13 protein-coding genes are annotated in these 15299 nt (G+C 52.6%); 2 read left to right on the top strand and 11 right to left on the bottom strand.

Annotated features, from left to right (window positions below; translation table 11 throughout):
* Positions 1–16: 16 nt before the first annotated feature.
* The 3 genes from ACE3MQ_RS11805 to ACE3MQ_RS11795 are packed head-to-tail and all read right to left on the bottom strand — an operon-like array spanning position 17 to position 2889.
* On the bottom strand, positions 17–1117 hold the full coding sequence (locus tag ACE3MQ_RS11805; protein ID WP_379392807.1) for an extracellular solute-binding protein: 1101 nt from the start codon (positions 1115–1117) through the stop codon (positions 17–19).
* A gap of 20 nt (positions 1118–1137) precedes the next feature.
* Entirely contained in the window at positions 1138–2097 is a 960-nt protein-coding gene (locus ACE3MQ_RS11800; RefSeq protein WP_379393093.1) for a Cof-type HAD-IIB family hydrolase, read from the bottom strand.
* 57 nt (positions 2098–2154) lie between these two features.
* A complete protein-coding gene (locus ACE3MQ_RS11795) occupies positions 2155–2889 on the bottom strand; it encodes an MBL fold metallo-hydrolase (RefSeq protein ID WP_379392806.1) in 735 nt (244 codons plus the stop codon).
* A 256-nt stretch (positions 2890–3145) separates the two neighbouring features.
* On the opposite strand from ACE3MQ_RS11795, the gene ACE3MQ_RS11790 reads away from it, so the two are divergent.
* Positions 3146–4087 (top strand): sugar-binding transcriptional regulator, encoded by a 942-nt coding sequence (locus ACE3MQ_RS11790; RefSeq protein ID WP_379392805.1) that lies wholly within the window; start codon positions 3146–3148, stop codon positions 4085–4087.
* A gap of 1105 nt (positions 4088–5192) precedes the next feature.
* Here the strand turns inward: ACE3MQ_RS11790 and ychF are convergent.
* The 7 genes from ychF to ACE3MQ_RS11755 form a co-directional block, all read right to left on the bottom strand.
* Complete coding sequence (gene ychF / locus ACE3MQ_RS11785; RefSeq protein WP_379392804.1) at positions 5193–6293, bottom strand: redox-regulated ATPase YchF; 1101 nt, start codon at positions 6291–6293, stop codon at positions 5193–5195.
* A gap of 124 nt (positions 6294–6417) precedes the next feature.
* Entirely contained in the window at positions 6418–7245 is an 828-nt protein-coding gene (locus ACE3MQ_RS11780; protein WP_379392803.1) for an energy-coupling factor transporter transmembrane component T family protein, read from the bottom strand.
* Positions 7238–8935: an ABC transporter ATP-binding protein gene (locus ACE3MQ_RS11775; RefSeq protein ID WP_379392802.1), complete on the bottom strand. Its 1698-nt coding sequence runs from the start codon at positions 8933–8935 to the stop codon at positions 7238–7240. Before ACE3MQ_RS11775 ends, ACE3MQ_RS11780 begins: the two co-directional genes overlap by 8 nt.
* Positions 8936–8949: 14 nt before the next feature.
* Complete coding sequence (locus ACE3MQ_RS11770; RefSeq protein ID WP_379392801.1) at positions 8950–9510, bottom strand: ECF-type riboflavin transporter substrate-binding protein; 561 nt, start codon at positions 9508–9510, stop codon at positions 8950–8952.
* 162 nt (positions 9511–9672) lie between these two features.
* Positions 9673–10701, bottom strand: a complete 1029-nt coding sequence (gene fni, locus ACE3MQ_RS11765) for a type 2 isopentenyl-diphosphate Delta-isomerase (protein ID WP_379392800.1) — start codon at positions 10699–10701, stop codon at positions 9673–9675.
* Positions 10702–10755: 54 nt separating this feature from the next.
* Positions 10756–12264 (bottom strand): cardiolipin synthase, encoded by a 1509-nt coding sequence (cls, locus tag ACE3MQ_RS11760; RefSeq protein ID WP_379392799.1) that lies wholly within the window; start codon positions 12262–12264, stop codon positions 10756–10758.
* Between the two features lie 247 nt (positions 12265–12511).
* Positions 12512–13207: a TorD/DmsD family molecular chaperone gene (locus ACE3MQ_RS11755; protein WP_379392798.1), complete on the bottom strand. Its 696-nt coding sequence runs from the start codon at positions 13205–13207 to the stop codon at positions 12512–12514.
* Positions 13208–13513: 306 nt separating this feature from the next.
* Here ACE3MQ_RS11755 and moaA point away from each other — a divergent pair, with 306 nt between their 5' ends.
* Positions 13514–14521: a GTP 3',8-cyclase MoaA gene (moaA, locus tag ACE3MQ_RS11750; protein ID WP_379392797.1), complete on the top strand. Its 1008-nt coding sequence runs from the start codon at positions 13514–13516 to the stop codon at positions 14519–14521.
* 41 nt (positions 14522–14562) lie between these two features.
* Here the strand turns inward: moaA and mobA are convergent, their stop codons facing one another.
* Complete coding sequence (gene mobA / locus ACE3MQ_RS11745) at positions 14563–15201, bottom strand: molybdenum cofactor guanylyltransferase (protein ID WP_379392796.1); 639 nt, start codon at positions 15199–15201, stop codon at positions 14563–14565.
* Positions 15202–15299: the final 98 nt, after the last annotated feature.

Genomic DNA, 15299 nt, shown 5'->3' with positions numbered 1-15299 from the left:
GCTGTCAGCCACCTTTTTAGTTACCGAATAGTTCCGTAAATTTCTTTTTGTCGGCTTCGCGTTCCTGGGTCAGCGTGTTCAGGTCACCGGATAAAATCTTAATATCGGCAATCCCCTTCAGTCCTTCCGGCGGAGCAACGCCTTCGCGAATCGGCGTGTATCCGATCTCCACGGACAGCTTCTGACCTTCTTCGGACAGAACGAAATCTACAAAGGCTTGCGCTGCTTCTTGATTATCCGTACCCTTCATGATGGCAATCGGTTCCGTGATGATCGGCACCCCTTCGGACGGATAGCTTAAATCGATGGGGGAACCCTTCGCTTTTTCACGCACGACCATATAATCCACGACCATACCGTAGGATTTCTCCCCGCTGGCAACCGCTTTTAATACGGCGCCGTTCCCTTTGATGACCGACATGTTGTTGTCTTTAAGCACCTGGAGGTAATCCCAGCCAAACCCTTTCGTCCGCGAGAATACACCAATGTTATAGGCAGCGGCACCGGAATAGAGCGGACTCGGCATGATCGCGGCATCTTTGCTGTCCGCCGAAGCAAGAGCCTGCCAGGATGTCGGCAGATTAGGCACCTTGTCGGTATTGGCAGCCAGAATCGTAGCGATCACTTTCGTGCCGGTGTACATGCCGTCCGGATCTACGAGCTCATCAGCGATATGCTCCGCCTCCGGGGATTTGTAAGGCAGCAGCAAATCCTGCTGCTTCAAGCCCTCAAAGGTGACGGCATCAGCCAGCAGCAAGACGTCAGCCTGTACGCTGCCCGCCTGCTTCTCCGCTTGAATTTTGGCGGTGACCTCCTCCGTTCCCGAGCGGAAGGTCTCTACTTTGACGTCCGGGTATTTCTTGTTGAACGCTTGGACTAGCTGCGCGGCATCCTCTTCCGGCTGGGACGTATAGAACGTGAGCTGCCCGGATAGTCCGGCAGGAGCTGCTTCGGCAGACTGAGGCTGCTCCGCTCCTGCCGCCGGGCTGCCTGTATTGCCGTTAGCGGCCGGATTGGCCGGTGAACCGCAAGCACTGAATATCATCATGGCTGCCGCCATGACGGCGACGAATGAAGTTTTTTTGAGCGTGAACAGTCTCTCTTGGTTTATAAGCATCGTAGGTTTCTCCCCTTATCCTAAAGTAGATAATCTTGTATAGCTTTCGCTACTCCGTCTTCCTCATTGCTGCTGGTCACGGCCTTGGCTAGCCGCTTGATATGCGGCTCCGCATTGCCCATGGCTACGCCGAGTCCGGCCCAGGACAGCATGTCGATATCATTGTCATAATCGCCAACCGCCGCCACCGCGGAGCCCGGGATGCGGAGATCGCCGCAAAGCACCTCCATTGCCGAGCGCTTGCTTACCCCATAAGCGTTCACATCGAAGCGATGTCTGCCCGTCCGGGTCAGTGTGAATGCCTTTCCGCTATGCGGTTGTGGTGACGGGGGCGTTACTTGCAGTTTGGGGCTAAGACCACCCTCCAGCTGCCTCATCCATTCCGAGATGAGCTCGGGAGATGGGCCAATGACCGTTGCTTTGTAGATCGGCGGCGCTGGCAATAAAGGATCAGATACGAACTGCTGCAAATCGCCAACCGCCACGACTTCAATCATTCCGAGCTGCTGCGCATAATTTTCCTCGTTCAGCTCCTTATCCGGAGAGACAACGACATTCGCAAGAGGCCAGCGGGCATTCATGGCGTTGAGCTCGCGAACATAGAGCTTGTTATAACCGTACAGCTGGACATAGGCGCCGCGCTCTTCTGTGAAGCGAATCATCTCCTGGACATGCTCCGTCGGCAGCGGAGTTCCTTGTTTAAGCTCGCCTGTCGTCTCATCCAAAATCACTGCGCCATTGAGGGCGATTAAAGGCGCGTTCATCTCCGCGGCCTTGGCATGCAGCCAGACCGAAGCCGGGAATCGGCCGGAGGCGATAGTGACCCTCCCCCCTCTACGCATGTAAGCTCTGATCGCCTCGTGAACGGCTGGCGTTATTATTTTTTGAGGATTAAGCAGCGTCCCATCCATATCCAATGCCAGCAGCCGATATGTTCCCTGTGCCGGGGCTGTTCCCCGCTCTTGCATGTTCGATGTCATCTGCAATTCTCTATCTCCTGCTCTCTTTCGTTATTTTGCGGGTATCCCGGTGCCGCTTCATACGGAGTACATGACCGAGGTATCCGGCAGTTCGACGGGGCCGCTGAACGTTTCACTGGCCGATTGACGCATGAACTCCAAATTGCCATCCCCGGGCAAGTGGACGAGCACCAGTCTCTTGACCTTCGCCTGATCCGCGATCATCCCCGCCTGGCTTGCACTCATATGGCCTGCCCCGGTCGTATGGACGCTCCCTTCGCAAATCGTAGCTTCGCAGAGGAAGATGTCCGCGTCTCTCGCCAGCTCGACAAGAGCATCGCAATAAGAGGTATCCCCGGAGTAAACCAGCACCTTGCCTTGATAGGTCACCTTGACCGCATAGCACGGAACCGTATGAGACACGGATACGAACTCGATTTCCGCTCCGGCGAGATGGATTTTGCGGTTCGAATCAATGCGATGAATATCGGAATGATCTCCGTACAGCGTATTTAAAATGTTAGCCGGCTCATCGGGAGCGAACAGCTTCAGCTTCTTCTTCATCCTCCCATTGCGTATGGCGCTTACCGCCGCATACTGCAGAATGCCGATATCCGCCATATGATCATAATGAAGATGCGACAGAATAACCCCGTTCAGCTTGTCCACACTCGTGTATTGAACGAGACGGCTCATCACCCCGCTGCCGCAGTCCAGCAAAATCTGCCCTTCACCTGTATGGATCAAATAACCCGCCGTCGCTCCGCCAGCCGAAGGATAACCTCCCCAATAACCTAAAATTTTGATGTCCATTGCATTCACTCACCTCAAGCTCCTCTTATGCAGAAATAACCGTTATTCACTTTTTCGTTTTTTATCCTTTACATTTGTTCCGACACAATACAATTGTAAAACGGCATTGTTTTTGGTACGTTAAAGCTGCGTCATCCGATTGTAAAATCTGGCGCGGTAAAACGGATCTCGCTTTTTTGCACAACATAATCGTGTATACTATTTTTTGTAATCTACGTTCTCATTTGATTTTTCAAAGATAAAGGTGGCTTTGCATGTGAATGACGACAACATCAAATTGATGAGTAAAATCTGCAAGCTCTACTACTACGAGGCCTGGACGCAGGAGAAAATCGCCGAGAAATTCGGGATGTCGCGCCCGATCATTTCTAAAATGATTCAGAAGGCACGGGAGATTGGAGTCGTGGAAATCATTGTCCATGATGATCCGCAGCAAACCACCGAGCTGGAAAAAGAGCTGGAAAAGACCTACCGGCTGCAGCAGGTGCTCGTTGTGCCCACGCGGGATTTAAATAAAGAGCTTGTCACCAGCGCTGTTGGCAAGGCTGCTGCTCAATTTGTACAGAGGCTGATAAAGAACGGTGATCGGATTGGCGTGTCGTGGGGAAACTCGCTGTATCATATGGTCAGAGAATTTCCGCTTGATAAGAAGGATGACGTCAAAATCATCCCGCTGATCGGGGGAACAGGCAATGAACGAACCGAGGTACACTCGAATCAAATTGCCTATGAGCTGTCCAAAAGGCTTGGCGGAAAATGTGAATCTCTATATGCCCCGTCGATGGTCGAGACGGAAGAACTGCACGAGCAAATCATCCAGCTTCCCAACATTGCATCCGTTCTGCAGGAGGGCGAGCAGATCGACCTGGCGCTTGTAGGGATCGGGAATCCCTATTCCATGTCCACGATGGAGCGATACGGCTATTTAAATGAAACGGTACTGCGAGAGCTGAAGGAGCTGGATACCGTGGCCGACATCAACTCGAGATTCATTAACCGGGCGGGGGAAATCGTCCATCACCCGATCAACAATAAGATCATCGGAATTGGACTAGAGCAATTGAGGCAAGTCAATATCGTGGTTGGTCTGGCTTTCGGGCTGCACAAGATCGAAAGCATTAAGGCGGCCTTGAAGGGTGGATACATCCAGATGCTTGTCACGGATGAAGCAACGGCCTACAAGATCATGGAAGAATAAATGACTATAATGACGGTCGGGATGCCGAGCAGCCGTGTACGGCCTTCGGGTTTTGGGATTCACACCCGTTTGACAGGCACCGGTTTGTAGCTTCCCGTTTGGAGTTCCGTTTTCACTCTTTCCCGGTGTGTTTTCAGGAAAACCTGTAGCTCCCTACCGTTACTCCGCCCACACCGGGAGCTTCTCTGTTTTATACCAGTCGCTTGTAAGCAGGTCGAAGGTTTTCTCCTTCGAGCATTTGTTTCAACAAGTCGTCATTCGCTTCGCGAGAGGAACGGCGACTTGTGCCGACGAAGAACTCGACACTTCAGCATACCTGGCGGCTTCGGATTTCGTTGTGTGGGCAACTCATTCGGCTAATTCACGACGGACACCCTTGCCCTTGGCGAGTGCGAGGACAATCCGGCTCCTACACGTAAACACTCCGCGATATTTCAATCCACGCACTCACATAGAGTGCGACTCTCGGCGTTGAAATTCATCTGCAATAATTCGGATTTCAATCCACGCACTCACATAGAGTGCGACGGTGTATGGGGGAGACACCCTGGCTCACTAGATAATTTCAATCCACGCACTCACATAGAGTGCGACTGCGGCACCTGTAGGCCCAGTTGTATCAAGGGCTCACAGGCCAAAAAATGCGAATCGATTTTTTTAGGGCATTTTTTCACTTGTATTTTATCCCATAATGGCGCTGCGCCCTGTTGCAATGCGTGGTGCGAATCCCCTAGGGATTATCATGTGAGCTTGGGGTTCGCACCAGTTGCTTTTGGATATTGCTTATCCTAAGTATATATACTACGGTATATAAAATGAATCTAATCTCCAAAACTATTGTAGCCTTTCTTTAATTCTTTAGTCCAGGTTACATGTTCTTCCCATATGAATTAAATATTGTTCCTGACCCATCTCCTAAATAAAAGCACCTATATTACGTACAGATTTCTCCATACGCAAGTATCCAAGCTACGGGGGCCTTGGTTCCTCCCGCGGCCGGACTCTCACCAGCTAGAAGATGCGCGCTTGTCCGGGCACGCAACAACACAAAAAAAGCTTGCCGACTCGGCAAGCCTTTCTATTACATTTATTTGTGATCCAAGACTTACACATTAAAACGGAAATGCATAATGTCTCCGTCCTGAACGACGTATTCCTTACCCTCCAGGCGCAATTGACCGCGTTCCTTAACCACGTTCATGGAACCCGCCGCTAGCAGATCGTCATAGGATACGACCTCGGCCCGAATAAATCCGCGCTCGAAGTCCGTGTGGATAACTCCGGCCGCCCCCGGCGCCTTCGTTCCTTTACGGATCGTCCAGGCACGCACTTCCTGTACCCCAGCCGTAAAGTACGTATACAGACCAAGCAGGCGGTATGCCGCATTAATCAGCCGATCCAGACCAGACGCCTCAAGACCCAGCTCCTCCAGGAACATCGCCTTGTCCTCGCCCTCCAGCTCAGCGATTTCTGCTTCGACCTTGGCGCTGATCGGCACGACCTCGGCATTTTCCGCCGCGGCGAATTCCTTCACCTGCTGCACGAACGGGTTGCTGTCCGCATCGGCTACGCCATCCTCGCTCACGTTTGCCGCATACAGAACCGGCTTCATCGTCAGTAGATGCAAGTCGCGAATGATCAGCTTCTCGTCATCGGACAGCTCTATACTGCGGGCAGGCATGTCGTTGTAAAGCGCTTCTTTCACGCGCTCCAGCACCTCGACTTCCTGTGCGTATTGCTTGTTGCCGCCCTTCATATTTTTACGGGAGCGCTCGATCCGTTTCTCCACACTGTCCAAATCAGCGAGAATCAGCTCCAGATTAATCGTCTGAATATCGCTGATTGGATTGATTTTTCCATCGACGTGGGTAATGTTCTCATCCTCGAAGCAGCGCACGACATGCACGATGGCATCCACTTCACGAATGTGAGCCAGGAACTTGTTGCCGAGCCCCTCGCCCTTGCTCGCACCGCGCACCAGACCTGCGATATCCACGAATTCAAAAGCAGTCGGCACCGTGCGATTCGGCACGACCAGCTCCGTTAATTTATCAAGACGCTCGTCCGGAACCTCAACCACCCCGACGTTAGGATCAATCGTACAGAACGGATAGTTCGCGGATTCCGCACCCGCTTGCGTTATTGCATTAAACAGCGTAGATTTTCCGACGTTCGGCAAACCCACGATCCCTGCTTTTAAAGCCATATGAATGACAACTCCTCATTATAGTAATTGCTCAGCTTCTTATCTTCTTCAATCATAGTACATATACCCCGTCCATATTTCAAGGACAACCCTGTGGAATATCCTGCTTTACTCTCATTGTTTCTCAGAACGGATACCAAAATCCGCGAAATACCTGAAGCTTCAAAAATATCGCCAGGAAGAGCAGCAGCACGCACAGCACAATAGCCAGTTTATCCATGATCGACATGATCGTTCCCATATACCAGGTGCGTGTGCGGCCCGTGCCGAACCCTCTCAAATCCATCGCATCTGATACCGATTCAATATGCTGGAGGGAGGATTGCAGCAGCGGGACGACGATCAAAGACAGGTTTTTCAGCCGTCTCCGCAAATTTCCGTCTCCCCGCGAAATCCCCAGCCCGCGCATTTGCATCGCGTTCAGTATTGTCCGAAACTCCTGCGTTAAATCAGGAATGTAACGAAAGGCGATGCTCACGGCATAAGCCATTTTGTACGGTACGCCCAGCTTATTGAGACTCGCGGCAAACTTGCTTGGATGCGTCGTGAATATAAATAACAGCGTGATCGGCAGCAAGGTCAAATATTTAAGCGATAACGTCAGCACATAGAATAACGTCTCCTGGTTGATCGTATTGTAGCCGAGAGGGATAAGCGGTGTATGACTGCCCGTCAGAGTCGTCCCGAAACGCGGGGTAAGCAGCAAAATAAAAACACTGTTCAGCACCGTAAACACCGTCAATATCCAGAACAGAAACGACATCCGCTTTAGGGGAATCCCCGTCGTCAGCAGCATGGCGATCCCTGCGGTCAGCATAACGGCAAATATTCGCAAATCCAGGAACAGAAAAGTAATGATCGTCCAGCTCAGCAGCATGATCAGCTTGACTGCCCCGTCCATCCGGTGAAAAAACGACTTTCCCTCCACATACAAGCTTCCCGTTCTACTCATTAGGGCGCTGCACCCCCTTTTTTACAGTAAGAAAGGCCTGTACCAAACGAGCAGGCGAAGATAGGCCGCAGACTTTGGCAAACCGGGACAGGCTGTCCTCCCGAAGCCGGGCTCTGCCCGTCACCCCATCGTTCGACAGCACAGCGGCGACCTCATCTGCAGCAATGACCTCGCCGTCAGCCAAAACAACCGCACGATCAGCGTACTCCAATGCCAAATGCATGTCATGCGTGATGAATAAAAAAGCCGTTCCCCGGGCCGCCAGCTGCTCGATAAAGCCCATAAACTCAGTGTAATGGCGGTAATCCTGTCCCGCCGTCGGCTCATCCAGAATAATGAGGGCGGGATCCGATACGAGGACAGAGGCGATGCACAGTCGTTTCTTCTGCCCGAAGCTTAGCGCCGAGACGGGCCAATTCCGATACGGATACAGCCCGCATACGCGCAGCGCCTCGTTGATCCGCTCCTCTCGCTCCTCTGCGGCCACGCCGCGGGCGACGAGGCCAAGACCCGCCTCATCCCGGATCATATGCTGCGTAATCATCTGATGCGGATTTTGCAATACATAGCCGATCTGCTCGCCCCGGCGGCGAATCGACCAGCCGTTAATGACCTCGCCCCGCAAGGCTATTTCGCCGGAACGGGGCTTCATCAGTCCGGTGATCAAGCCGGACAACGTGGATTTTCCCGCCCCATTGTTGCCTAGCAAAGCAACCGTTTCCCCTGCGTGTATTTGAAAAGAAATGTCTCGAACGACATCCCGTCCTCCGGGATAGGCATACGTTACATTTTGCACCTCAAGCAGAGGCTCGGACTGGGCGCTGTCCCGCAGGGAGCTTGGCGGGATGGAGCTTATCCACTGCTCCAGATTTCCTCCAAGCTGCTTTGGCTCGGCTGTAAAGGCAGCTTCCGCAGACACGCCGGCATAGGCCAACGCTTCCAGATACAGCGGCTGGCGCAGACCATGGCGAGGCAGCACACCGCCAGCCAAAATCTGCCCTGGCGCGCCGACGGCAACAATCTCCCCCTGATCCATGACGACGATCCGATCCACCGGCTGCTCCAGCACATCTTCTACCCGATGCTCAATAATAATCACCGTCTTGCCGCTGCCGCGATGGATCTCATCAATCAGCGCCATAGCCCGCACTCCGCTAACCGGGTCTAAGTTCGCCAGCGGTTCATCGAATAGCAGAATTTCCGCCTGGGTCGTCAGCACTCCGGCAAGCGATACGCTTTGCTTCTGGCCGCCAGACAAATCATGCGGCCCCTGCTCCTCATAAGCGAGCATGCCGACCATATCCAGCGAGGATATCACCTTGGCCCGCATTTCAGACTGCGCAATGGCTTCATTCTCCATTTGGAAAGCAACGTCTTCTCCTACCGTCTGGCCTACGAACTGGGCATCCGGATTTTGCAGGATCGTCCCGACCGAGCGGCTCCGTTCAAAAATCCCCTGCCCAGCCGCAGGCTGCCCGTTCAAGCATAGCTCACCCGAAATCTCTCCCCTGTAGGAAAAGGGAATTAGCCCATTAATACAATGGGCTAATGTCGACTTGCCGGAGCCGCTTGGCCCGGCAATCCATATTTTCTCGCCATGAAGGATGTCGAGATTGATGTTAATTAAAGTCGGCTTGGACTGCTTCTTGTAACGAAAACTAAAATTCCGAAATGAAATCACAGGCTGCATAAGGACATAAGCTCCTAACTATCTACACTCAAGTTCGTATCATTCCGATTGCGCTTGGCATAAGCCCAAACGGCCGGAATGCCCAGAATAAAAAAGACGGCTGTATTTGCAAGCCCTGCGGCTACCGCTTGAACGACAACCTTTCCGCCAGGCTCGCCCATGACATAAATATCAAACAAATACGAGAAGGCCAGGGACACAAATATTCCGATAATGCCATATACGATGAATTTCAAAATATGAACCTTCCTGATCTCTCCGTCCTGTGGATTAAAGCCTTTGGCCAAATAGATCAGCCCCATGAAGGCAGCGGAAATACCCGAGCCGAGAGCCCAGCCCCACCAGACCGTGCCGCTCGTAATAAAATCATTGATGACATGGCCGATGAAGCCGGCAATAAAGCCTACAACCGGGCCGAACAGCGCTCCGAAGATCGCCAGCAGCGCGATCGAAGGCCGCAGCTGCGTGTCCGTCCCGATCGGAATCCCGATCCAGCTCGTTGCCCCGTACAGCGCAGCGCCGATGCCGATCGTTACGACCGTGCGTGTACTCCATTTCCAGATGGATGGTTTCATCCAACATTCCCCCTTATTTTAACTTGCCAGGCTCTTTACCGTTCAAGCGCCTACTCCTCGTGTCGTACCGGTAAAATTGCTTCTGATTCCAATATAAGGGGGAATATCCAGAAAGGCAATGGAAATCTGTGTAAATACATCGGATTTATATGAAAAAGGCGTCTATTCCCGGCGCACCAAGCGCGCCGTGCCCCTCAGCGCCGCAATATTGCCGGCGCCAATCCCGAACATGGCGGTGCGCAGCTCCAGCTCGACACGCTCCAGCTGAGCGTCGAGCGCCTCCAGCGAATGCACCGCCGGTTCCAGCAGCGCCCGGCCGAACCCGGCCAGATCCGCGCCAAGCGCCAGCGCTTTGGCTGCGTCTACGCCGGTGTTCAGGCCCCCGCTGCCGATCAGGGCGGCGTCCGGCACCGCCGCCCGCACTTCGCGGATGCATTCGGCGGTGGGGATGCCCCAATCCGCGAATGCCTCCGCCGCGACGCGCCGCACCGGGTCGGCGCTGCGGAACTTCTCGACTTGGCTCCAGGACGTGCCGCCCGCCCCAGCCACATCGATAAAAGCGACGCCCGCTTCATGCAGGCGCTTCGCCGTCGCACCATCGATTCCCCAGCCGACTTCCTTCACTCCGACCGGAACCTGCAGCTTCCTGCACAGCTCCTCGATGCGAGCCAGCACGCCGCGAAACGCGGTATTGCCTTCAGGCTGGAAAACCTCCTGCAATCCATTGAGATGCAGCACCAGCATATCCGCCCCCGCGATGTCTACCGCCCGCATGCTTTCCTCTGCTCCGAAGCCGTAGTTCAGTTGAACGGCACCTAAATTGGCGATAATCGGAATCGTCGGCGCTTTGCTGCGTACTGCAAACGTAGCCGCCAGCTCCTCCCGCTCGACCGCCGCGCGGACAGAGCCTACGCCTAAAGCCCAGCCGCGATGCTCCGCGATCTCGGCCAACCGCTCATTAATTACTCCGGCGAGCTCGCTCCCGCCAGTCATCGAGCTGATCAGCAGCGGTGTCCGGACAGAAGCGCCCAGAAAAGATGTTTTCAAGCTGATTTCATCAAAATTCAGCTCAGGAAGCGCATTATGGCGGAAGTTATACTTCTGAAACCCGGTCAGCACACCCTCTGCGCCTACCTGTTCCTCCAGACATATGCGGATGTGTTCAGTTTTACGTCCGGATGTATTTCCCATACTGCCCCTCCTTTTTATCGTGGATCTCTATACTCCCAAAAAAACAAACTCAAGCTACAGCAATGGCGAGAAAAGCCGGGCCGCAGACTCCATGAACCGAACGAACAGCTTCTTCTCCATAAACGCCTTATGCTCAATTTGCTTCGTAAACAGTAAATCGCGCTCGAAATCTTTAACCATCTGCGCAATACTGTCGCTCCGCACGAGCAGAGCATTCACCTCAAAATTCAAATGGAAGCTGCGCATATCCATATTGGCCGTTCCGACGGTAGCGATTTCCCCATCGACAATGAGCAGTTTGGAATGGAGAAAGCCTTTCTCATATTCAAAGATTTTCACCCCCGCCTCCAGCAGCTCCGGAAAATAAGAGTGCGAGGCCAGGAAAGGCAGCCATTTATCCGGCTTGGCCGGAAATAGAATCCGTACGTCCAGCCCGGATAAGCCGGCGATCTTCAGCGCCGTAAAAATATCATCATCGGGAATAAAATACGGCGTAGCCAGCCAGATTGACTTTTTGGCCGAGGACATCATCGAAAAGAAGATGTTCTTCAGCGTGCGGCTCTCATTGTCGGGGCCGCTAGGTATAATTTGAACAGCCCCGCCGCTGCCGCTCTCCAATTCCGGAGACAGGTATTGCAGAGCCATGATCTTCTCTCCGGTGACGTATTTCCAATCCTGCAGAAAAATGATTTGCAGCGAACGAACCGCTTCCCCTTTGACGAGCATATGCGTGTCCCGCCAGAAGCCATACGTTTTGCTGCGGCTTAAATATTCGTCCCCGACGTTCAGACCGCCGATGAAGCCCGTTCTCCCGTCGATCACAACGATTTTTCGGTGGTTGCGGTAGTTCACCCGGCTCGACAGGGCCAGAAAACGGACTTGTCCATAGATACCGACCTTAACCCCGGCCTCCTCCAGCTCGCGGATAAAGGACTTCGGCAGACCGATGCTGCCGACCGCATCGAACATAAACCGAACCTCGACCCCGGCCTTGGCCTTCTCGATCAGCGTCTTCTGGATTTCCCGTCCGATGTCGTCTGCCCGGTAAATATAGTATTCCATATGTATGTGATGCTCGGCCTTCTTCAGCTCTTTCAAAATGGAAGAGAAGGTCTCCTCGCCATTGGTCAGCACCTTCGTCTGGGTAGCCATGGAAAAAGGCGTACGCGCCAAGCGCTGGGACAGCTGAAGCAGACGCTGCTCTTCGGGGGTAAACTGCGATAAATCACGAGGCAGCATATAAGCATTATTATCAATGCGCTCGTAGTTCTTGCGATCCTCCTCCGCCTTCTTATCGAAATTACGGCGTTTGAAATAATTTTGGCCAAACAGAAAATAAAAAACAAGACCGACCACCGGAAGCAGGCCAAGCACTAAAATCCAGGCGACGGTACTCGAAGGGTTCCGATTCTCCATAAATATCGCAAAACCAATCGTAATCACGGTCAAGGTTTGAAAAATACTGACCAGGGTACCGCCGAACTTGCCGAAGACGCCGAATCCAAAATAATAAAATGCAATAAGTATGGCGGCGATAATCAAGATTTGCAATCCACGTCTCATGGTTGTACTCCCTTTCACAGTATGCTGCGGTGATTCTATTTTACATGATCCGCATCTTTCTTCCTAATATAATTGTAAAGACATGCTCCTATTATAACTTATACGCAAATATCAAACTCGACGTTTTAAATATATTTGTAACGGGCAGCAACTCTTTGCCGCATGAAAAAAGACAGGCTGCGGTTCAGGGTTTCCTAATCACGCAGTCTGTCTCTCTTTTGTTATAGTCATTATTTATTATATAGAACTAACTTGCATCCGCTCTCCATTGGCGAAGCCGCTTCAGGTCGTAGGCCAAGAACTCTCTCAGCAGCTCGGCCAGTCCGCTGTACAGCGGACTATTCGTTGCTCTGATCAGCTCTTCCGCAAACCGCGGTGCCCATTTCAGCAAGTGAATTTCCAGGAAGCGAATCTGGGTGTCAGCCAGTTCCAGGCAGCTGTGCCGCATATGGCTTGAATCTGCTCTGCTGCGCATCCCCTCCGCCATCACCGCCATAAACTCCAACTCCATGGCGATATGATCGTCGCTTTCACCATACAATTTATTAAACACTACGCCGCTATCCGCATACATAGCCCGGATATGAGAGAGACAAGCGAATTCATCCGCCCCGTCCCGTTTAGCCCGGAACGCCCCCTCACAGGGTACTAGCGTGGCCTGATTTCCCATGAAGAGACGTCGATATTCCTCCGCCTCCTGATAGCATGCACTACGAAAATGCTGTTCGGGTATGCTCTCCAAATAACTTCTTAGTCTTTGGCCGCCTCTGCTGTTAGGAATTCTCTGGGTTTGTTCGGCCCGCTGCCGCCATTGGGCAATTAAAGACATGCGCGGCGGACGGCTCAGAAAATCCATCAGCAGCTCATATACCCAGCCTCGACGCTCCAGCCAGAGAATTTGATCCGGCGAAGCTTGAACAGGTTCTTTGAACAACATCGTCATATTGGTCATCTCCCTGCGAAGAAATATAAGACAAGTATAGGCCCGTATGTTAAGGTTTATGCCTTACCCTGCTTTAAAAAAAGATGATTTCCTTAAGTTGGCTCGGAAATCATCCAAGTGAACATATACCGACACATGATTAAGGGGTTCATGTATCGTTCAGCCTCATTATACCTCATAAATGAAAGCGCTTTATATGATATATTTTACATTTCGGTTAACTCTTCTGGTGTGAGCCACGACATTGACGCCCCTTTCGAAACTATATAAAATTTGAAGCATTAACAAGGAAGGAGTGAATCTGAAATGGGACAATTGCTGGATTCTTTTGGCCGGATTCACGACTACCTCCGTATTTCCGTGACGGATCGCTGCAATCTGCGCTGCGTATACTGCATGCCTGCCGAGGGAATGGAGTTCCAGCCCCATGAGGACATCATGACGTACGAGGAAATTGCGGAGACCGTTGCCGCCCTGGCTCCCATGGGGCTTCGTAAAATAAGATTAACGGGCGGCGAGCCGCTCGTGCGCAAAGATATACACAAACTGATTTCGATGCTCTCGCAAATCCCCGGCATTGAAGATATCGCGATGACAACGAACGGCATATTTCTCACCAGCAAAGCCTGGCTTCTAAAGGAGGCGGGGCTGACCCGAGTGAATATAAGCCTGGACTCCATGCGGCAGGATCGTTTCTCCGCCATAACCCGTGGCGGAGACGTGCGAAAAGTGCTGGAGGGCATTCAGGCGGCGGATGAAGCTGGACTCCACCCGATTAAGCTTAATGTCGTGCTGATGAAGGGGGCGAATGAGGATGAAATCAAGGATTTCATCTCTCTGACGCTGGAGCGGCCGATCCATGTACGCTTTATCGAGTATATGCCGATCGGCAGCGCAAGCGATACGTGGCGCAGCACCTACCTGCCTCTAACGGCGGTTACTGATCTGTGCCGGGAGGCAGGCTGGGACATCGAGTCCGCCGATTTGCCAAAAGGCAACGGCCCTTCGGAGAATAAGCGAATTGTTGGCGCTAAAGGCACCTTCGGCTTGATTCATCCAGTCAGCGAGCATTTCTGCGATAATTGCAACCGACTGCGGCTGACGGCGGATGGATATATCAAAGCCTGTCTATATTGGTCTGACGAGCTGCATGTGCGCCCCGCTGCCGCTGCGGGTGATCGTGAGGCGATCCGCAGCAAGTTCATGAAGGCGCTCGGCGGCAAGCCGAAAAATCACGAAATGGCACTGGCGCTGGAACGCAAGGAGCAGAGCCGGACGCCGACCTCCCGCCGAATGTCGCAGATCGGCGGCTAAAATAGGAAAGAGGCGAACCTTTGAGCCAAGAGGTTCGCCTCTTATTTTTTATTCTTATCCAGATATAACTGTGCAGCTTGATAATCCTCCGGCCGGTTCATATTGAAGGCAGCCAGCTCCGCAGGCAGTCCAGAGGCTCGGCTCAGTTCCTCGCCGGTGATGTATTGGGCGGCGAGTCCCGAAGACCAGTGATTCACCTTCAAGCCGCCTTTATTCAACGTCCTCTCTAAGCCAGGCAATACACTTCGATGGTACATCGCCAGCAGCGGGTGTACTCGGCCATTCACATTAGGAATAACCGCCTCGATCCGCTTGCCGCATATCTCACCGCCCTGTTCCTCCAGCTTTAGAACCTGTTCCGCCAAATATCGAAATAAGGAGGCGTTCACGAAGGGCATGTCACAGCTCACCACAAGATTCCATGGATGAGGCGATGCCGCAAGGCCGGCATGCAGCCCTGCCAACGGCCCGCACCCAGGATAGATATCTTGCAGCAGCGGGAGGCCGAGATAGGCATAGACGCTGGAATGGCCGCAGGAGATGAAGATATCCCCGGTAACCTTTTGCAATTGACCAACTATGCGCTCAATGACCGGCTGCCCTCCCAATGGCAGAACCGCCTTATTGGTTCCCATTCGGCTCGACTTTCCTCCTGCCAAAATAATTGCATTCCAATTCATCTTATTGTCTCCTTATGTTATAGAAAGGTTATAATTAGTAATATTTCAGTTAATACGGAAAAAGATGGTTTGTAACCTTTTTCGTCCCTGTGTTACAT

Source organism: Paenibacillus lentus (genome assembly GCF_042714055.1).
GTDB lineage: Bacteria > Bacillota > Bacilli > Paenibacillales > Paenibacillaceae > Fontibacillus > Fontibacillus lentus_A.
This window is presented reverse-complemented; position numbering and strand designations above follow the sequence as displayed.